Origin of the sequence: Actinoplanes sp. CA-030573, assembly GCF_050951115.1 — a bacterium.
Classification (GTDB): domain Bacteria; phylum Actinomycetota; class Actinomycetes; order Mycobacteriales; family Micromonosporaceae; genus Actinoplanes.
The window spans coordinates 4,085,623-4,104,552 of the sequence record NZ_CP192038.1; the positions used below are offsets into that span (position 1 = coordinate 4,085,623).

Below are 18,930 nucleotides of genomic sequence, written 5' to 3' on the forward strand. Positions count from 1 at the left end.
TCCCTGTCCCGGTCAGGCCACAGTGTTCGTCCGCCGGACCGGTGTCAATGGTGTTGTCCTCTTCCGGATGAAGGACCGGACGGCTTGCCGAGCGCCTCGCTGACGTCGGCCCTGGTGGCCCAGCCGCCCACGTTGGTCGGGATTTCGTCCGGGGTCGACCACTGGCCGGGCGAGTACTCGCTGGGGCGCAGCGACGGGAGCTGGTCGCGCTCGACGATCAGGTAGTAGTCGCCGTAGTTGAAGCCCTCGTAGCCGTCGCCGAAGTAGACGTGCGGCGGCGCCGCCGGGTTGGTCCGGCCGGTGGGCCGGATGACCTGGTTGGCGACGACGTCGCGGTCGAAGCTGCGGAAGGTGACGACGCGGACGCCGCTCTGCCGCATCGCGCGGATCTGCTCGACGGTCAGCCGTGGACGCGCCGACGGGGGCGGCGGGGCGGCGGGCGTCAGGGGTGACGTCTCGGACGGCGGCGGCCCCAGCCCGGACCGGGCCGGTGAGGCCCCGCCCGGCGCCGGTCCCCGCCCGCCGAGCCAGCGGCCGAACCGGGCGGCCAGCGGCAGGACGCCGCGCAGGACGATGCTGCCGGCGATCTGGATCTGGACGGCCTTCAGCGTCTCGACCGCGAAGTCGGACAGCGCGACCCGGGCGCCGCCCATGATCTCGAGGGTCCGCGGCGCCGACTGCCGGGTGAAGCGGGTCGGCACGACCAGCGGCAGGTTCTCCGGCGCCTGGTAGTACGCGTAGGCGGGGTCGGGCCCGCTCAGGTCGAGCGTCGGCTCCTTCGACTGCTGGGCGGCCGCGTCGGCCAGGAACGCGGGTGCGGCCAGCGCGGCCATCGCGGCGTCGTAGCTGGGGTGGACGACGTTCGCGGCCGGTGGCGCCGGGCGGAACGTGTAGTCGACGTAGCGCTCGGGCACGAAGACCAGCCGGTCCAGGCCCTCGCACTCCAGCACGTAGCCGCCCAGCATGACGCCGTAGGCGACGCTCCGGACGAGGTTGTCGACGAACTGCGGATCGTCGCGGACGGCGCTCAGCTTCGGCGCGACCGGCAGCCGGAGGCCGAGCTGGTCGAGCTCCCGCTGCCGGGCCGGGGTGGGCTGCCGGAAGCCGGTGCCGATCAGCCGGAGCGGCCGGGGCGGCGAGCCCGCGGCCTGGCGCTGCATCCGCTCGAGGGCCGGTCCGCCGCCGGGCGCGAGCCGCACCTTCCCGGTTGCCATCGCGTCGGCCTGCGACTCGGCCTGGGCCTCCGGCAGGCGCGAGCCGTACGCCTGCTGCACGACGTGGGCGAGCTCGTGGGAGAGCAGCTGGTCCCCGGCGGACGACGCCGGCCGGCCGAGATAGACGTCGCGCCCGACGGTGAAGGCGTGCGCGCCGGCCGCCGCCGCGAGGTCGCCGTCGGCCGGGGACGCGTGGATCCGCACCTGGCTGAAGTCGAAGCCGAACCGCCGCCCCATCCGTTCCCGGACCGCGGGGCGCAGCGGCTCGGCCGCGGATCGGGCCGGAACCGCGGCCGGCGCGGCACGGGCGAAGGTCACGGCTCGTCGGTGGCGGCGACCGGCGCCACCAGCCGGCGCAGGCCGATGCGGGTGCCGGGGAGGATCACCGCCAGCGGGACGTGGTGGTAGGCCACGCCGCGCGGCGGCAGCGCGACCGGGCCGGTGTCGCGCGGCCAGGTGATGTCGCCGGTCGCGGTGCGGGCCTCGATGAGCCAGTAGTCGCCCGGGCGGTACCGGCCGTTCGCGAACGACACCCGCAGGCCGAGCTCGAGGCCGATCCACGCCGGATTGCCCGACGACGGGTTCGGCACCGGCAGCGCGCCGCCGTAGCGGACCGTGCCGTCGTCCTCGAGCTCGGGCTCGTGGTCCCAGCGGCGCAGGAGGCCGCCGGTCCGCAGCGGGCGGTCGACCGTCCCCTCCAGGGTGAGCTCGGCCGCGGCCGGGTCGACGTGGGTGACCTGCAACAGGTCGTCGGCCACGTCGCCGTCGGCGTAGGCGGCCTGCCGGCCCTCGGTCGCCGCGTCCACGTACTCGACCATGTCGCCGACCTCGAACGCCAGCTTCCGGTCGCGGCCGAGGGAGTCGACGGTGACCAGCACGCTGTCGTTCGTGGTGCCGCCGGGCGCGCTGCGGATCCGGGTGACGACGCTGCCGTTCTCCCGCGACCACACGAAGGTGACGCCGCTGGGCTCGCCGTCGTCGCCGCCCGGGCCGTCGTTCGCCGGGCCGACCCGGCCGCCCTGCCGGATCTCGACCCGGTAGAGCTGGTTCTCCAGGCCGCGGTAGCCGGAGGTGGGCGGGATCGCGCACGGGTCGCCGGAGGCCGGGTCGGGCTCCTCGACGGCGGCGCGCAGGGCGCCGGTGGACAGGCCGGCCCGCTGGCCGGCCCAGTTGTCGAACAGCTTGCGCGCCGCTTCCCGGTCGTCCGGAGGCGTGTTGCCGGCCAGCTTCTCGGCCGCGACGACCTGCCAGGCGACCCGGCTGCGGGCGGCGGTCTCGGACGCCTGCTCGCCCAGGGCGGGCTCCCGCAGGTCGAGCCGCTCGGCGCCGGTCACCAGCGTCTCCCACACGGTCAGGTACACCCAGTACGGCGCCTGGCCCGGCAGGTCGATGCCGGGTGGGTACGGCTGGTCCGCGTACTCGTGCTGCTCGTGCTCGCAGAGCAGTCCGTCGACGTAGTAACGGCCGACCGCCGGCGACGAGCCCGGCCCGACCCCGACGGTCAGCCCGGTGCCGTTGGTGGTGACGTAGAAACCGGCTGCCCGCGCCGGGGCGACCGCCCGGCCGAGCAGGTCGGCGGCGAGCGTGCGGACGGCGTGCAGCAGCAGGTCGTTGTTCTCGTTGCGGTCGGCGTCGAGGTCGACCCGGCCCTGCTGGTAGACCACGGACGCGAAGTAGCGCGCCGGGTCGTAGGAGACGCGGGAGAAGTCGCCGTGCATGGCGCACCTTCCTCTCAGGTGATGATCTCGAGCACGGGAAGGCTCCCGGCGGGCAGGTACTCGTCGAGGCGGGCGCGCAGGCCGGCGAGCCGCCACGGGGTGAACAGGTCGTGGAAGACGCCCATCTCGGACTGGTCGTCGGCGCCGCGCACGACCTGCTCGGCGCCGCTGGGCGCGAGCCGGCAGTAGCCCGGCGTGCCGTAGCGGACGGCGTCGAAGCGCGGCGTCAGCCGGGACACCACCAGCCGGGCCCGCCGCCCGGCCGACGGCGGCACGGTGGCGAGCGCGAGGTCGGGCTGGCAGTGGTAGCGGCGGGGCGTGCGGGAGCCGGGCGGGATCCAGCAGAACCGGACGCAGCCCTCGCCGCGGCGCGAGATCAGCACCTTGCCGGTGACGATCGAGTTCTCGAGCAGCTCGGCCGAGCGGGCCCGGACCCGGCCCAGGACCGTGCAGCGGCGCACGTCGAGCCGGACGTGGGCGGCCCGGCCGTCCGGCGCCGAGACGGCCAGGACGTCGGGGCGGGTGCCGTCGACGACGCTGTCCCGCAGGCGTACCGGAAGCGGGTCGTCGTCGATCTCGTTGACGTCGACCAGGATCGGGCCGAGGATGCTGCGCTCGACGGTCAGCCGGGCGGTGGTGTTCTCCAGCAGCAGGCTGGGCTCGCCGCCCTGCACCGGCTCGCAGTGCCGGTCGATGTCCCAGCCCGGCACGAGCGTGCAGTGGCGCAGCCCGGCGTGCCGGATGCGACCGGTGACCAGCACCCCGCGGCCGGCGACCAGCAGGCCGTCCAGGGTGAACCGGGCGCCCTCGGTGCCGTCCTCCAGCGCCGGACCGATGATGCGCAGCGCGTCGACCCGGCTGCTGTGCCAGTCGAGCAGGCGCAGGATCGGCCGTTTCCGGTCGGCCGCCCGCAACGTCAAATCGTCGCCGGGATCGAGGGGCAGCTCCAGCTTCTGCTCGGTGTAGACCCGGTTGTCGACGATCTCGATGACCGCGTGCCGGCGTTCGGGGTGGGCTTCCTTGTCCGTACGCCATCGGCCGACCGCATCGCTGATGGTCTGGAGCTGCTCCTCGCCGCCCACCCCGTAGCGGTAGCCGGCGGCCGGCAGGTCCCGGTGATAGCTGCCGCCGCCGACGTCGTCGGAGAACGCGTAGTGGTAGGTGACCACCGCGCCGTAGCGGGGCGCCTGCCGGGCCGGGAACGCGATGCGGCCGAGCTCGGGATCGACCGCGACCTGCCCGCGCCGTGGCCGGTAGGCCCAGCCGTGCAGGTCGGCGGCGACGATCTCGCCGAGCCCGACCGGGGTGAGCACGCCGTCCTTGTCCGAGCGCCAGACGCAGAGACTGCGGCCGGGACCGTAGTACTCGGCGGCCCGGTCGGCGAGCGCGCGGCGGGTGATGAACCCGGGCACGTTCTCCTCCTCGGCGATGTGGGTCGCGGCGACCTCCCGGACCGGCCGGGTCACCAGGGCGGTGTCGCTGCCGAGGGCGTTGAAGGTGAACAGGTGGCGGGAGCCGTCGAGGCAGTAGGCAGGGGCCCGATCGACCGCGTACGGCTTGAGGGGCCAGACGAAGACGCCGGCGTGCGGCACGTCGCGATGACCGGCGGCGCGGACGTCCGGCAGCCGGGTGATCGCGTCGAAGCCGCCGCCGATCCGGTCGAGCGCGCCGCCGTCGCGCAGGTCGGGCAACGCGCCGGCCGGGTCGCCGGGGAACAGCCGCAGCGGCTGGCAGTGGATCAGCTGCGGGCGGGCCTCGACCGCGCGGGCGTACCAGCCGGTGACGTCGGCCGCCATCTCCTCCAGCTGCGCGAGTGTGCCCTTGCGGCGGCGGTTGGCGACGGTGTCGGCGACCTCGCGGCGCGGGGCGAGCGCCCGCAGCAGCCGCCGGCCGGCCGGGCCGGAGAGCGCCTCGGCCGGCAGCGGCGGCATCCGGTAGCCGACCAGGTCGCCCAGGTACGGCACGACCCAGTCGGCGCAGGTCTCGATGAACCAGTTCGCGTACAGGACCTCGATGTCCGCGCGCAGCAGGCCGGCCTGCTCGGCGACGATCCCGAGCAGCGCCGCCAGCTCGCCACGGTCGTCGCGCAGCCGATGCACGGCCGGCAGCAGCGCATAGAGGTCGGGGCTGGTCATGACCGGATCTCCCTGAGGATCAGCGTGTCGGGTACGGCCGGGGACAGCACGGCCAGCTCGGCCGGGCGGATCTCGCCGGTGGCCCGGTCGAAGCGGGCCGTCGCCGCCGGCACCACCGGCCGCGGCGGCGGCGTCAGCCGGGCGGCCAGGCCGGTCAGGGCGGCGCCGTCGAGCTCGGCGATGCCCTGGAACACGTCCAGATCGACGTAGTCGACGCCGGGCACGGCCTGGGCGCAGGCGAGCACCTCGCCGGCGTACGCGGGCTGGCCCAGCTCCCGGCGGGCGAAGGCGAACCGGGCGAGCAGCGCGGCGCGGACCGCGGGCTCGACGAGGTTCCAGTCGTACGCGGGCAGCACCCGCACCCCCGCACTGATCACCAGCAGGGTCAGGTGTCGCGGCTCGACGCGTACCGGCAGACCGGTGTCGCCGTTCTCGGTGAGCGCGGCCCGCAGGGTGGTGAGCAAGGTGGACCCGCTGTCGATCGGCGCGTCCCCGATCGCCGCCACCGTCACGTGCACCACCTGCCGGTCGCCGTCGGTGAGCCGGACCGCGGACGCCTTCGCGATGCCCGCGCGGGCCCGGGTGAAGTCGGCGTAGTCGGTGATCGAGACGAGGCGGTCGAGGGCGAGCACGCCGAGCGGAACGTTGCGCCGCATCGCGGTGGCGTCGTCGGCGTCCGCGCCGCCGGTCGCCGGGATCGGGTTGGTCACCGCCGACACCCCGAGCGGGCGGGTGGCCAGCTGCGTGATCCGGTCCGGGCCGAGGTTGCCGGGGCTGCCGGTGCCGACCCGGTACGTGGCCGAGACGTTCTCCACGCCGGTGGGCAGCCGGGCCCCGCGCACGCCGTCCCCGAAGGTGACCGAGGTGCGCCCGTCGGCCCCGGTGCCGCTGACGAAGACCCGGTCGGCCGGGCCGGCGTCGACGAAGTCGTCGGCCTCGCTCGCGGCCACGCCGTCGACCCGCACGGCCAGCGTGGACGCGGCGCCGCGCGGGTCGGGGTCGGGCAGCCAGGTCAGCGGCGACCGGCTGAGCGTGAACGTCTGCCCGGGCTGTTCGGCGTCGCCGCTGCCGAGGACCTGCGCCACGGTCTCGCCGTTGGTGGCGGGCACGATGTTGGCCAGGACCCGGGCCGTGGCCAGCCGGTAGCGGTGCCCGAGCGGGCCGGCCAGGTGCAGGGTGGTGTGCAGCCGGGCGAGCGGGTTGCCGCCGGTGGGCCCGGTGACGGTCGCGTCGGCCAGCATGACCAGCTCGGACGAGGTCACGCCGGGCAGGTCCATCCGCTCGCCCGAGACGACCAGCCAGCGCCCCGGCTCGAGGCCGTCGACGAGCGTGGTCAGCTCGATGACGTCGCCGCCGAGCGTCGCCTCGGACTCGCCCGCCGCGGGCGGCACCGGCTCCTCGGCCAGGGTCAGCGTGTCGGTGGCGAGGTGCACGCTCGTGTCCCGGACGTCGCCGAGGAAGAGGTCCTGCGGGTCGAGCCACCGGTGGTCGAGCACCAGCCGGGTGGCGTCACGGGCCATGCCGTATTCGTTGACCGCGGTCGGCGCGGACTCGACGATCCGCGCGGCGATCAGCGGCTGCTGCCGCCGGGGCCGGCGCACGAGCACCGGGTCGCCGGGCACGATGCCGGGCACGACGTGGTCGAGGATCAGCTCGAACGGGTTCACGCCGGGCAGGACGTCGATGGCGCGTACGGTCTCGAGCAGCATGTCCACGCGCGGCATCCGCTGGGCGACCAGGGCATCGCCGTCGACGGTCGTGTTCACCGTGTCCTCGTGCACGACGACCGAGCCGCTGTCGTCGCCGACGAGCAGGTCGACCTGGACCGTTTCGTCGACGGTCGTGTTCAGGGTGACCATGCGGGCGATCGCGCCCAGCGTGAACGAGAACGAGTAGCCGTTCCCGTTCAGAGCGTTCACCCACACCGAGGCCGGCCCGATGATCATCTCGATCGGGAAGTTCTCGTCGTTGGTGCCGGCCTGGGTCCAGGTCCGGCCCCCGGTCGCGACCGTGATCACCCACCGGATCGGCACACCGTCGTCGTAGGTTGCCTGGATGTCGAACCACGTGCTGCCGGCGAGCGGCCAGTCCGAGGCGCTGCCGACGCGGCCCTTCTCGTCGACGAACTGGCGCGGCGGCGCGGTGGCGCCGAAGACGGGCGCGGTGGTGGTCAGGGCATGGATCTGCCGGAGCGGGGTCTCCGGCGCCGGGGTGCCGGCGAGCGCGGCCGCGACGCCGCCGAGCTCCGGACGCAGCGTCTCGAGCAGGCGGGTGACCAGCCCGGACGAGGCGCCGAACAGCGTACGCGTGGGCCGGTCCAGCGCCCGGGGCCCGGCCGGCGGCCGTGCGGGCGGGGCGGCGAGCGGGCCGGTGACCTCGTCGACGGCCTGGGCCAGGTCGCTGCGGTCCGCGCGGGACGGGAGGGCGAGGGCGGCCGCGACCGGCTCCAGCCACCGGGCGATGTCGCGGTAGCCGCGCTGAACGGCCTGGGCGTGGGCTTCACGCAGATGCTCCACGGCCGCGCGGGCGGCGTCGTGGTCGGCGCCCGCGGGATCGGTCAGGTAGTCCTGGATCGGGGCCAGCAGCCGCCGGTCGTCGCGGCCGGCGGCCTTGCGGCGGACGATCGGGTCGGCCCGGGCCGTGTCCACGACCCGGCGCAGCGCGTCCAGGGCCGGCGTGGCCGCCGGGGTCTCGGGCTGGACGATGCGGATCTCGGTGGCGTCCACCGGCGGTTCGGGCCGGACCGACCGCACCTGCAGCGGGGTGAGCTGCTCGCCGGCACCCTCGTTGCCGTGCGTCGACACGACCGGCGGGGTGGTGACCACGACGATCAGCCAGTCGGCCGGCCGGACGGGCGGATTGAGGCCGGTCACCCAGATCCCGGTCAGGTGCGGCGCGTTCTGCGGGGTGATCAGGATCGGCCGCGTGGTGGCCACGGTCAGCGCGTTGAACGACAGCCGCGCCGGAAGGTCGGCGGCGGTCTCGAACGCCTGCGGCAGCTCGCCCGGTCCGGGCACCGAGTTGGCGCGGGCGCCGCGCGGGATGGTGACGGCGGTGTCGGCGGCCGGGTCCGCGCCCGGTTCCAGGGTGTACGAGAGGTAGGTCGAGGAGGAGATGCCCGGCCGCGGCCGGTAGCCGACGAGCCGGCCGAGCCACTGCAGCGACTGCTGCTCGGTGGCCGTCCGCAGATAGCCCTCGGGGGCGATCCGCTGCTGGTAGAACGTCAGCACGTCGGCGACCGACGCCCAGCAGTCGAGCAGCGCGACCGAGAGGTCGTCGCCGCCGCGGACGGTGAGGCCGGCGAGCGGATCCCGGCCGAGGCGGGCCAGCATGGCGTGCAGGAACTCGCCGTGCGTGCCGATCCGGTACGCGATGACCTCCAGCCCAGGCCGGTTGACGATCGTGATCGGGTGCGCGGGCGCGCGGCAGCCGCAGGGACAACTCATCGCCCGCCTCCGATGGTCAGCACGAGGCGGCCCTCATCGGGCCGGTCCGGGTCGTCGCCGAGCTGCGGGATCTCCAGCGGCCCGAACGCGAGGACGCCCCGGTCGAGGGCGTCGGCGCCGGGGCCGCCGTACAGCCGGCGCAGGGTCGTCACCGACGCGGTGAGCACGCCCGGCACCGCCGCCGCGGCCGCCACGACCGCGCTGACCCGCACCGGGGTGCCGAAGGTGAGGCGATCGGGGTGGAACAGTCCGCGGGGGCCGAGCACGCGCAGCAGATCGGCGCGGACGTGCGCGGCCAGGTGCTGGTCGTCGACGCAGACCGCCACCCCGACCACGATCGGCACCAGCGTCGCCGGGACCACGGCCAGGTCGTGCCCGATCCGGCGGTACGGGTAGAGGCGGTCCCGGACCCGGCCCAGCAGCGCCGGGCTCGCGGTGTCGGCACCGGCCGGGTCGACCGCCACCCGCGCCTGCAACCCGTCGCCGGTCCAGCGCAGGTCGGCCGCCGCCCGGGACACGCCGGGCACGTCGCCGGCGAGGCGGGCGTAGTCGGCGGCGGTGACGGCGCGGAGCAGCCGCCGCCGCGCGTTGCCGGGCGCCAGCTCGCGGACCGCCGCCACGGTCTCCGGATCGGTGCCGCCCTCGGCGGCGAGCGGATTGCGCACCGACACGATCCCGGCCGGGTCGCCGTCGGCGACGATGGCGTCGATCGCCCCGGCGCCGACGTTGCCGGCGGTTCCGTTGCCCAGCCGCAGCTCGGCGCGCAGCTCGCCGGCGGGCCGGGCGCCGCTGTCGCCGTCGCCGAAGCGGAGGCCGGTCCGGTCGTCCTCGTCGAGCTCACCCACCACGGCGTAGGTGTCCGGCCCGGCGGCCAGCAGGTCGCGCGCCGGCGTCCAGACCGCGCCGGTCCCATCGGTCACGGTGAGGTCGGGCAGGGCGGCGCGGGGGTCCTGCCGCGTGGCGCCGGCGGCCGGACCGGCCAGCGCCGGGTCGGCCGGGTCGAGCCCTTCCCCGTACGGCTCGCCCCAGCTCTGCGCCGTCTCCCAGGCGAGGTCGGCCTCGAGCGGCTCGCCGCCGCGGGCCCGCCGGGCGAGGGTGGCGAGGCGCCCGATCTTCCCGGCCAGCAGCCGCTCGAAGCGGTCCTGGAGGCGGCCGAGCCCGGCCCGCTGGTCGTCGCCGAGCCGGGCGTCCTGGATCGCGCCGACGCCGAAGAGGACGGTCAGCTCGGCGAGCTCGCCGGCCTCCAGGGTGCGGTCGAGCGCGGCCAGCGCGGCCAGGCGCTCCTCGGCCCGGCCGGGGATGGTGTCGAGCACGGCGGCCTGGGCGCGGCCCACCTCGACCGGGTCGGGGAAAGGCGTGCGGCGGGTGATCGGGTGCTGCGTCAGACGCCGATCGGCCGGCACCGGCACGGTCACGGCGGGGCCGCGGTGCTCGACGAGAACGACGTTGCCGCGGGCGACGCCGAGGGCGGCGCCGCTGCGGTCGGCGACCGGGAGCGGGAAGCGCAGGGCGTCGTCCTCGCCCCAGGTCACGTCGACGACCGTGCGGCCGTAGAGCGGGTCGGTGGCCGGCTCGGCGACGCTCAGCAGGCGTACGGCCTGACGGTGGGCCGGGTCGGCGTCGGCCGCCACCCCGGTCTCCGGGCTGCGCACCTCCTCGAGGATCAGCACGTCGCCGGCCGCCAGGCCGAGGTCGTCGCCGGCGAGGGTGGCGCCGGTCGTGCCGACGGGCAGGCAGCAGTCCCGGTCGCCCCACGTCCAGATCGCCATCTCGTTGCGCTCGGGCCGCAGCGCGCGCGGCGCGGTGACCGGCGAGAAGACCTCGGTTCCGGCGCTGACCACGAAGCCCTCGAGCGTGACCGGCGCCGAGACGGTGACGCAGACCCAGGCGCGGGCGTTGCAGCCGTCGTGCATCAGGTAGTCGACCAGGCGGGCGTGCCGGCGGACCGAGACCCGCTTGCGGGCGGTGTCCAGATAGGCCTCGGCCGCCACCGCGTCCTGGTGGTAGCTCAGGTCGTCGCCGGCGTACGCGAGCAGCTCGACCAGCGTGATCATCAGGTCGGCGGCGTGCCGCTCGGTCCAGTCCGGCGTGAGCACCGCCAGCCGGTCGAGCATGAGCTGCCGGAAGCCGGCGTAGTCCTTCGCGAGGTAGCTGAGGGCGGGAACCGGATGGACGGGAGGCGGGCAGTCCGGCTCGGCGGCGCAGTCGGTGTCGGCCGGGCAGCCCTGCTTGAACGAGAACCGGGCGCGGGAACAGCGCGGGTCGAAGCCGTCGAGCGGACCCACGACCAGGGTGTACGCCGAATGGTCGCCGGGCCGGTCGACGTAGACGAAGACCTGGTCGTCCAGGTCGGGATCGATCGCGACACAGGGACGCACGGCCACCACCCGGATGCCGCGGACGCGCGCGCCGCCCTCGACGCGGAAGTCGGCGCGGGTCAGCCGCGCCGGCGCCTTGCCGAGGAAGACGACGGTCAGGCGGACCTGGGTGTCGTCGACCTCGACGTAGTCGATGCCGTTGCGGTGCGCCCGGCGCGCGTCCACCCGCCGCCGGTCGTCGCCGCAGGCGAGCGTCACGGTGTCACCGCCATCGTCTCCTCGCGGCGTTCCCCGGTGGCGAGCAGCCGGTACGCGATGCGCACCGTCAACGTCGAATCCACACTGGACACCTCGACGTCCTCGGCGCTCAGCACGTCGCCGAGCCAGCGCTGGATCGCCGCCTGGGTGGTCGCCTGGACCACCGCCGCCAGCTCCGAGCTGGTCGGCTCGAAGACCAGGTCGAGCAGCCCGCAGCCGAAGTCGGGCCGGTTGACCCGCTCGCCCGGCCGGGTGAACAGCAGCTGCTCCAGCATGTCGCGGACGTGGTCGGCGACGCCGGTCACGGCGGTGCGGCCGTTCGCGCCGACCCGGTAGGGGAAGTCGATGTCCATCGCCGTCACGCTCCCTGGACGCGCTGCTGGCTGGGTGACGTCGGCGGGGGACCGGCCGGGATGCCGTCGGCGCTCTTGCAGATCGCCGGCCCGGTGCCGGGCTGCGGAAGCAGCAGCGGTTTCTTGCCGTCGACCGTCACCCGGGAGCCGGTGAGGTTCCACGTCACGGTCGTGCACGGCTGCGGCTTGGTCCCGCCCGGCACCGGCACCTTGAACTGGCAGGCGCTGACCGTCAGCGAGCCCGAGCTGACGGCCACGTCGTTGCCGGCGACGGTCACCCGGCTCTGGCCGGCGCTGATCGAGACCGCCGCCGAGTGCGGGCACTTGGCGCTGGTTCCGGAGGTGACCAGGTAGCCGGTCATCACGTCACCTTGAGGCCGTCGTCGTTGATCGCCACCGTCTTGCCGTTCAGCGTGATCTTGGCGCCCTTGCCGTTGTCGAGCGTGATCCCGTTGCTGTTGATCGTGATCGAGGCGCCCGAGGAGTGCCGCAGCAGGATGCCGCCCTTCTCGCCGGGCTGGTCGGAGAGGACCAGCCGGTGGTGCTCGCTGCGGGTCTCCAGGACGACCGGGGGGTACGCCGGGGGCGCCGACCGGGCCGGCTCGGGCAGATCCTCCGACCGGCTGCGCCAGGTGCCGCTCCAGGTGGCGTAGTTGATGTCGCCGCCCTCGAACTCGACCCACACCCAGTCGCCCTTGAGCGGCAGCGCGTGCGCCCCGATCCCGGAGGTCGACTCGGCCCAGATGCACGGGTCGTCGCCGAGCACGTCCGGCACCGAGACCATCAGCCGCTCGCGCTTCTGCGGGTCGACCGGGTTCTCCACCTTGGCCCGGTAGCGGCCGGCCAGCTTTCCGGTCGTCTCGACGTTCATCGCGCCTCCTGCAGGAGAGATCGGGGGATCGTGGCCGGCGGGACCGACACCAGGCCGCCGCGGCCGAGGCTGAAGCTCTGCTTGTACTGGCCGCGCTTGAGGTCGCTGGTGACGCTGGTGACGTAGTAGAGGCCGTCGTAGGCCAGGCCGGCGCCGCGCACCCAGACCAGCCCGCGCGCCTTCAGCACCTGCCCGTACCGCAGCACGTCGAGCGTTCCCTGCCCGGTGACGGCGTCGGACAGCTGCGCGGTCTGCCCGGCCCCGAGCAGCGCCGCCTGCACGGCGCTGAGCTTGCTGGTGTCGGGCAGGGGCTGCTGCCTCAGCGCGGGCGCCGGGCGGGCCGCGAGCGGCGGCCGCAACACCGAGATGTCCGGTACGGGGACCGAGACCGTGATCTTGGTGTTGGGCTCGGTGATCTGGATCGAGAACTGGGTCGCCGACTGCCCGTCGAAGCCGAAGCTGAGGCTCTCCACGTTGGTGTCCGGGCCCATGTCGACGTTCAGTGGCGGCTGTGGGAGGCCGATGCGCACCTCCGGGCCCCAGTAGGCGCGGCTGGTCAGCGGCACCGGCCCGGGGTCCAGGTAGAACACGTAGCCGGCCTCGGCCGCGAGCCCCTGCACGTAGGCCAGGTCGGTGGCGGACTGCAGGAAGATCTTGTCCTCCGGGCTGCGCACCTCCTCCTGCAGCGGAGGGATGACGATCGGCGCGATCCCGTAGACCGCGTACTTGGCGCAGATCCTGGCGACCCGGGCGGCCGGGCCCATGGCCGGGAAGCACGCCCACTGGGTGGCGAGGTTCATCAGCGCGGTGAGGTCCTCGCCGGTGACGGTGAGCGTTCCGGAGCCGGGCGTGGTCGAGGGCGCGACCTGGTGCTGGGTGATGATCCCGTCGGAGAGCACGTGCGGGGTTCCCTTGACCACCGCCACCAGCACCACCCGGGTCGGCGGGTCGAAGTAGCCGGCCGGCAGCAGCACCCGGTTGATCAGCGACCGGCGCCCGGCCGCGAACGTCAGCTGGAAGCCGCTGGTCCGGCCGACCGCGGTGGTGACCTGCACCGACTGCAGCGCGTCGATCAGCTCGGGCGGCGCCGGCGTCGGGATCACCTTGCCGATGAGCAGGGTGAGCGTGATCGAGTCAGCCACCGAGCACCCCCCGCGTGCCGGGCAGGCCCTCGGGCTGGGTGATCCGGAGGACGCGGCCGGCCTCGGTGGTGAGCTCGGCCGGGCGCATGGCGCCGTTGGCGTCGGCGAGCCGCCAGGACTGCTCGGGGTCGCCGAGCACGGCCGCCGCGATCAGGTCGGGGCGGTTCACCTCGCCCGGCGCGACCGGGTGAACGCCGATCGGAGCGAGCGTGGCCGGGTCGGGTGGGAAGCGGCGCCGCAGGCACGGCACCTCCCGGCCGTCCGGCAGGACCGCGGTGGTCACCTCGATGCCGTAGTAGCGGCTGGTCACCGGAATCATGCGCCCCCCTCGATAGCGCTCAGGCCCAGCGCGCCGAGCGTCGCGCCCGGCACGCTCGCGGCGAACCGTTCCGCCTGCCGCAGCCGGGCCAGCGACAGCAGGCCGCCCCGGTGCGCGTAGCCGAGGTCGTCGACGGTCAGCGTCCGCATCGACAGGCTCAACCGGGCCCGGATCGGGTTCAGGGCGGTGTCGAAGCCCTCCTCGGCCACGCTCAGCTCGGTGATCCGCACCGGCAGCACCCGGTTGCGGCCGAGGACCAGCACGGTCAGCGGGGCCTCGGCCGGGGCGATCTCGATGGTCCCGGCCATGGCCATGGCGTTCTCCGCGACCAGGTCCTGCGAGCGGGGCGAGACCAGCAGCTCGATCAGGGCCAGCGCGGCGTGCAGCCCGTTCTCGGCCACGCCCGCGTTCTGGTCGGGGAACTCCAGGAAGTCGGTGGCGTCCAGCTCGACGTCGCAGCGGATCGTCTCCTGCGGCGGACCGGCCAGCCGCAGCGCCTCCAACCGGTCGCCGCCTTCGGTCCCGGCGCCGCGCGGCGTCAGGGTGCGGGTCACGCTGTCGGCGTTGTACTGGAACGGGATCACCCGCAGCACCCGCCCGGTGGACGGCTGCACCTGGGCGAACCCTCCCCGGACAAGACGCGGCGACATCGGCGTGGTCATGGCGTCCCACCCGGGCCGGGCATCCGGCCGGCCACCGCCCGGGCGATCGAACCGGCCACGGTGCCGGCGCCGTCACCGTCACCGGCGGACGCCGCCGCGGAACCGGCCCCCGGCCGGGCTGCGGGGGGCGCGGCGGAACCGGGCCCCGGCCGGGCCGCGGGGGGCGCGGCGGACCACCGCGCGGCCAGCTCGGCCTCGATCCGGCCGGCCAGCCCGGCCAGCTCGGCGCCGGACAGGCCGAGGTCGTGCAGCACCAGGCGGTCGATGTGGACGGTGTACCTCATGCGCTCACCGCCCAGGCGAAGTCGCGCTCGTGCACCGGGAGGTCCAGCTTGCGGAACTCGACGCGGGTCGCGTCCAGCACGTGGGCGACGGTGATCGGGCCGCCGTCGGCGGCCGCCGCGAACGCTGCGTTGACCGCCACGTTGCGGATGATGCCGCCGGTCATCGGCAGGGCGGCGAGCCGGTCCAGGGGCAGCGGCTCGACCTCGGCCGCGGCCGGGAACGCCCGCTGCCACAGCGCCCGCCGCTCGGCCACCTCCGGCTGCCGGAACGTCACCACGAACCGCAGGCGGCGCTCGAACGCGCTGTCCAGCGACGAGCGGGAGTTGGTCGAGAGGACGGCGAGCCCGCGGTACGCCTCCATGCGCTGGAGCAGATAGCCGGTCTCCACGTTCGCGTACCGGTCGTGGGCGTCCGTGACCTCGCTGCGCTTGCCGAACAGGGCATCCGCCTCGTCGAAGAACAGGATCGAGCCCCCGCCCTCGGCCGCGTCGAACAGCCGCCGCAGGTTCTTCTCGGTCTCGCCGATGTATTTGTTCACCACCGCCGACAGGTCGATCCGGTAGAGGTTCAGGCCGAGCTCGTGCGCGAGGACCTCGGCCGCGAACGTCTTGCCGGTGCCGCTCGGCCCGGCGAACAGCGCGCTGATGCCCAGCCCACGGTCGGTCTGCCGGGCGAAGCCCCAGGTGTCGTAGACCTGGCGGCGGCGGCCCACCTGGTCGGCGATCCGCCGCAGCAGCCGCATCTCGTCGGCCGGCAGCACCAGGTCGTCCCAGCCGGCGCGGGGGTCGAGCCGCTCGGCCAGCCCGTCCAGCCCGTGCCGGGAGGCGATCAGGCAACCGCCCCACAACGCGTCACGGTCCGCGCCGTACGCCAGCACCAGCTCGTTGATCTCGGCGGTGTCGAGCAGGAAGTGGCCGGCGAGCAGGTCGGCGGTCTCCGGCTCGCCCGGCCCGAGCGCGTGCGTCCAGGCGTCGTGCTGCTCGGCCGCGGTCGGTGCCGGGATCTCGACCGTGGCGGCCGGCTGGTCGAGGCCGGATGCCGGCGTGCGGGCGGAGAGGCAGACGACGCAGCCCTCCAGCCGGGCGAGGAACCGGGCGGTCGCGGGCGCGTCGGCGGCCTCCTCGCCGGCGTCCACGTAGAGCGCGACCGGCAGCAGCAGCGACTCACGCCGCCACAGCCGGGCCAGCAGGTCGGCGTCCGGCCCCGACACCGCCGGCGCGGCCGCGGGCAGCCGGTGCAGCAGCAGGCCGAGCGTGGCGGCGGCGTGCCCGGCCACCAGCTGCCGGGTCGCCCGGCTCGCGCCCAGCAGCTGAACCAGCGGCGGCCCGGACGTCTCACCGGAGCGCCAGCGGTCGACGACCCGGTTCGCCGCGTCCAGCTGCGAGCCGGGCAGGAACGCGGTCCACGGGTCCGGCAGCACCGGCACGACCACGGCCTGGAGGCGCTCGTCCAGGTAGGTCAGACCCTTGATGTGGTGCAGGATCCGCTCGTCGATCCGCAGCGGCGCGGCGATCAGCCCGTTCGACGGGTGCGGCTCGATCAGGCGCCAGTAGCGCAGGCCGCGCTGCGGCGACACCGCGTCCCAGTGCGGCTCGTCGAACGCGTTGAGCGCCAGCCCGAACGTCGGGTGGACCGGGCCGCCCTGGACCTCCGCGCACAGCCCGGGCACGGCCGGATCGAGCTCGTAGGCCGCGCACAGCAGCAGCAGGTCCCGTTCGAACCCGCTCAGGTGCAGCGTCTCGGCCAGCGCCACCAGCGCCGGCGGCGGCGTGACGGCGGCCGCCTCGTCCATCGCGGCCCGGGCGGCGTCCACATCGGCCGGCTTCTCCGTCGTCGTCGTGGCCGCCGGGGCGGCCGGCAGGCTCGGCCGGGGGCGGCGACGCAGCCGCGCCGGCTCGGCGGGCGGCGGCGCGGGCGGCGCCTCGGCCGGTCTCGCCTCGGCCGCGCACCGCTCCAGCCGCAGACGCAGCCAGGCGAACGCCGCCGACAGATAGCGGGCGTTGTCGCGTTCCCAGTCGTGCTCGTCGGTCACGGCGCCACCACCGTCACGACCTGGGCCGGGTCCACGGCCGGCGGAGTCGTCCGGGTGTACCAGAAGGTGTCGGTCAGGTCGACGCGCAACCGTACGGTGTGGCTGCCCAGCGGCGCGTCCGGCACGGTCACCGACACCGACGCCGTGCCCAGCGGCACCGGAACCGGCAGGACCCGGTCGCCGAGCAGCAGCGCGACCCGCTGCCCGGCCAGCAGCGGGGGAGCGACGGTTAGGCCGATGGTGGCGGCGCCGTCCACGGTGACCACCTGCTGACTGGTGAGCGTGATGACCGGCGCGACGGCCAGCGGGACCACGTTGCCGGGGCCGTCGGGCGCGCCGCCGGGCCGGGGCAGCAGGACGGTGAGCGACCAGACCCCGGCCGCGAGGGCGGCCGGGCCGGCCGGCGGCAGCGTCGCGGTCAGGCCGTCGTCCGCGGCCGTGGCGGGCAGCTCGACCGGGTCGGCGAGCGGATGCTCCAGCCGCAGCGTCGCCGGCGCCGGCAGGGCGTCCCCGCGCACCACGATGCGGTCGCCGGCGACCGCCACGTTGCGGCCGCCGGCGGCCTCGGCCGACCGGACGAAGGGCAGGGTGGCGTCGGCGGCGGCGACCGGGCCCCGGTCGTCGGAGCCGCGGCGCAGCACGGGCAGGGGAGCGCCGGCCGGGATGCGGCTGCGCAGCAGGACGACGCTCACCTCGTACGCGACCGACAGCCGGTACGGCGCCTGGAAGACCATCCACAGCTTCGAGATCTCGTCGACCGGCAGCGGCTGCGGCGTGATCCGCACCTTCTCGATCTGTGTCGCGAAGTCGCTGCCGGCCAGCGCCGACTGGATCTCGGCCGGCGACAGGATCGCGTTGTCGTGCAGCAGCAGCATCGCCTCGGCCAGCATCTCGGTGTCCTGCGCGGGCGTGGTGCCGCCGAGCGCCGTGACCAGATAGCTGAGCACCAGCGGCAGGGGCGCGGGAGCCGCCTCGCCGCCGAGCGCCGCACCCGGGTATTCCCCGTTCACCCAGGCGGCGTTGAGGCGCGACTGGAACAGGAAGAGGTTCACCCGCGGCACCGCGTTGTCCTTGTGGGCCGCGTCCGGCGGCAGCGTGGTCACCTTCGGGATCGCGCCGCGCTGCAGCAGCCACTGCAGCGCCGAGGTGACCGCGGAGAGCGCCTTCGTGTTGCTCATCGTCGCGCCTCGTCCCGGCGCCGCAGGTATTCGTCGAGGCCGGCCGGGGCCGGTGGCCGGGGTCGCGTGGCCGGGGTCGGCTTCGCCGGACGCTCGGCCCGCACCTCGATGCGGCCGATGGAGACGTGCACGACGGTCTCCCTCGGCGGTACGCCGGGAAGGCCGTCCCCGGCCGGGGACGGCTCGGCGGCCGGCGCGCCCCGGCGTCGCGACTGCTCCGATCGGACCCGAGCCGCGCCGGGAAAGGCGATCGCGGCCGGCTCGTGCGGGGCGAAGCCGGCATGCCCGGCGGGCCGCTCGTCGTGCCCGGCCGTCTCGCCGCTGGGCGACCGGGCCGGTCCCGGCGTGCGGTGGTCGCGGTGCGAGCTCGCCCGGGCGGCGCCGGCCGTGCCGGCGGCGCCGGCCGCCTGGGCCGGCGGCCGCGGGGGACGGATCGATGGCTCGCCGCGCGGAACGGCGTCGCTCCTCAGGTCGGCGGCGTGCTTCCCCGGAACCGCCACAACCGCCCGGACTGTGGTCGCCCCGGCCTCCAGGACAACGCTTTCCCGCACGATCGCGTCTCCCTCGGCGCCCGCTTCCCTTCTCGGGAAGTCGCCGTGCTCGGTGGCGATCGAGTCGCCCGCCTCCGGATCCACGCCCACAGTCGCGGCCGGGCCCCGCCTCGCATTCCCTTGTGTCCTCCGGACAGGTGCCTTTCCCGGGCCGGCGCTTCCGGCCGAGCCCGCACCGACCACCTCAGGGCCGGCCGGGCCACGCCGTGCCGCACCGCCCGGCCGCGCCCGGCCCTCGATGCCCTCGCTGCCCTCGGTGGCGGTCACCGGCGGCCGTCCCGAGGCCGCCGGGCGTCGGCCGCCGTCGCCCGGGTCGGCCGGTTCGAGCTCTTCGACGCGCTCCCACTCCGGTTCCGGCCCGGCGCCGCACGAGTCGAACAACGACCGCGGGCGGGGCCGGACCTCGGGCACGACGGTCCCGGCGACGGCACGATCGAGGAAGTCCACG

At 75.3% G+C, this 18,930-nt stretch carries 15 protein-coding genes; all 15 read right to left on the reverse strand.

Annotated elements, in window-relative coordinates:
* Positions 1-44 precede the first annotated feature (44 nt).
* The 15 genes from ACQP2F_RS18935 to ACQP2F_RS19005 are packed head-to-tail and all read right to left on the reverse strand — an operon-like array spanning position 45 to position 18,929.
* A complete protein-coding gene (locus ACQP2F_RS18935) occupies positions 45-1,532 on the reverse strand; it encodes a DUF4157 domain-containing protein (protein ID WP_433305757.1) in 1,488 nt (495 codons plus the stop codon).
* Positions 1,529-2,932, reverse strand: a complete 1,404-nt coding sequence (locus ACQP2F_RS18940; protein WP_433305759.1) for a DUF6519 domain-containing protein — start codon at positions 2,930-2,932, stop codon at positions 1,529-1,531. The genes ACQP2F_RS18935 and ACQP2F_RS18940 overlap by 4 nt, the downstream gene beginning before the upstream one ends.
* Before the next feature lie 14 nt (positions 2,933-2,946).
* Positions 2,947-5,067 (reverse strand): hypothetical protein, encoded by a 2,121-nt coding sequence (locus ACQP2F_RS18945; RefSeq protein WP_433305761.1) that lies wholly within the window; start codon positions 5,065-5,067, stop codon positions 2,947-2,949.
* Positions 5,064-8,513 (reverse strand): putative baseplate assembly protein, encoded by a 3,450-nt coding sequence (locus ACQP2F_RS18950; RefSeq protein ID WP_433305763.1) that lies wholly within the window; start codon positions 8,511-8,513, stop codon positions 5,064-5,066. The genes ACQP2F_RS18945 and ACQP2F_RS18950 overlap by 4 nt, the downstream gene beginning before the upstream one ends.
* Entirely contained in the window at positions 8,510-11,089 is a 2,580-nt protein-coding gene (locus tag ACQP2F_RS18955; protein WP_433305765.1) for a putative baseplate assembly protein, read from the reverse strand. The genes ACQP2F_RS18950 and ACQP2F_RS18955 overlap by 4 nt, the downstream gene beginning before the upstream one ends.
* Positions 11,086-11,442 carry a GPW/gp25 family protein gene (locus ACQP2F_RS18960; protein ID WP_433305766.1) on the reverse strand — a complete coding sequence of 119 codons (357 nt, stop codon included), beginning with the start codon at positions 11,440-11,442 and terminating at the stop codon, positions 11,086-11,088. Before ACQP2F_RS18960 ends, ACQP2F_RS18955 begins: the two co-directional genes overlap by 4 nt.
* A gap of 5 nt (positions 11,443-11,447) precedes the next feature.
* Positions 11,448-11,804 (reverse strand): hypothetical protein, encoded by a 357-nt coding sequence (locus ACQP2F_RS18965; RefSeq protein WP_433305768.1) that lies wholly within the window; start codon positions 11,802-11,804, stop codon positions 11,448-11,450.
* Positions 11,804-12,313 carry a phage baseplate assembly protein V gene (locus ACQP2F_RS18970; protein ID WP_433305770.1) on the reverse strand — a complete coding sequence of 170 codons (510 nt, stop codon included), beginning with the start codon at positions 12,311-12,313 and terminating at the stop codon, positions 11,804-11,806. The genes ACQP2F_RS18965 and ACQP2F_RS18970 overlap by 1 nt, the downstream gene beginning before the upstream one ends.
* Entirely contained in the window at positions 12,310-13,455 is a 1,146-nt protein-coding gene (locus tag ACQP2F_RS18975; protein ID WP_433305771.1) for a hypothetical protein, read from the reverse strand. The genes ACQP2F_RS18970 and ACQP2F_RS18975 overlap by 4 nt, the downstream gene beginning before the upstream one ends.
* Complete coding sequence (locus ACQP2F_RS18980; protein ID WP_433305773.1) at positions 13,448-13,774, reverse strand: hypothetical protein; 327 nt, start codon at positions 13,772-13,774, stop codon at positions 13,448-13,450. Before ACQP2F_RS18980 ends, ACQP2F_RS18975 begins: the two co-directional genes overlap by 8 nt.
* On the reverse strand, positions 13,771-14,436 hold the full coding sequence (locus tag ACQP2F_RS18985; RefSeq protein WP_433305775.1) for a hypothetical protein: 666 nt from the start codon (positions 14,434-14,436) through the stop codon (positions 13,771-13,773). The genes ACQP2F_RS18980 and ACQP2F_RS18985 overlap by 4 nt, the downstream gene beginning before the upstream one ends.
* On the reverse strand, positions 14,433-14,720 hold the full coding sequence (locus ACQP2F_RS18990) for a hypothetical protein (RefSeq protein WP_433305777.1): 288 nt from the start codon (positions 14,718-14,720) through the stop codon (positions 14,433-14,435). The genes ACQP2F_RS18985 and ACQP2F_RS18990 overlap by 4 nt, the downstream gene beginning before the upstream one ends.
* Complete coding sequence (locus ACQP2F_RS18995; RefSeq protein WP_433305779.1) at positions 14,717-16,753, reverse strand: ATP-binding protein; 2,037 nt, start codon at positions 16,751-16,753, stop codon at positions 14,717-14,719. Before ACQP2F_RS18995 ends, ACQP2F_RS18990 begins: the two co-directional genes overlap by 4 nt.
* Positions 16,750-17,931 (reverse strand): DUF4255 domain-containing protein, encoded by a 1,182-nt coding sequence (locus ACQP2F_RS19000; RefSeq protein ID WP_433305781.1) that lies wholly within the window; start codon positions 17,929-17,931, stop codon positions 16,750-16,752. Before ACQP2F_RS19000 ends, ACQP2F_RS18995 begins: the two co-directional genes overlap by 4 nt.
* Positions 17,928-18,929, reverse strand: coding sequence for a hypothetical protein (locus tag ACQP2F_RS19005; protein WP_433305783.1), 1,002 nt, complete (start codon positions 18,927-18,929; stop codon positions 17,928-17,930). The genes ACQP2F_RS19000 and ACQP2F_RS19005 overlap by 4 nt, the downstream gene beginning before the upstream one ends.
* Between the last annotated feature and the right edge of the window lies 1 nt (position 18,930).

Coding starts and splice junctions, on each gene's coding strand:
- ACQP2F_RS18960 (WP_433305766.1), bottom strand. CDS start 11,442: ATGGACATCGACTTCCCCTACCGGGTCGGCGCGAACGGCCGCACCGCC.
- ACQP2F_RS18940 (WP_433305759.1), bottom strand. CDS start 2,932: ATGCACGGCGACTTCTCCCGCGTCTCCTACGACCCGGCGCGCTACTTC.
- ACQP2F_RS18990 (WP_433305777.1), bottom strand. CDS start 14,720: ATGAGGTACACCGTCCACATCGACCGCCTGGTGCTGCACGACCTCGGC.
- ACQP2F_RS18965 (WP_433305768.1), bottom strand. CDS start 11,804: ATGACCGGCTACCTGGTCACCTCCGGAACCAGCGCCAAGTGCCCGCAC.
- ACQP2F_RS18970 (WP_433305770.1), bottom strand. CDS start 12,313: ATGAACGTCGAGACGACCGGAAAGCTGGCCGGCCGCTACCGGGCCAAG.
- ACQP2F_RS18985 (WP_433305775.1), bottom strand. CDS start 14,436: ATGACCACGCCGATGTCGCCGCGTCTTGTCCGGGGAGGGTTCGCCCAG.
- ACQP2F_RS18950 (WP_433305763.1), bottom strand. CDS start 8,513: ATGAGTTGTCCCTGCGGCTGCCGCGCGCCCGCGCACCCGATCACGATC.
- ACQP2F_RS19000 (WP_433305781.1), bottom strand. CDS start 17,931: ATGAGCAACACGAAGGCGCTCTCCGCGGTCACCTCGGCGCTGCAGTGG.
- ACQP2F_RS18980 (WP_433305773.1), bottom strand. CDS start 13,774: ATGATTCCGGTGACCAGCCGCTACTACGGCATCGAGGTGACCACCGCG.
- ACQP2F_RS18945 (WP_433305761.1), bottom strand. CDS start 5,067: ATGACCAGCCCCGACCTCTATGCGCTGCTGCCGGCCGTGCATCGGCTG.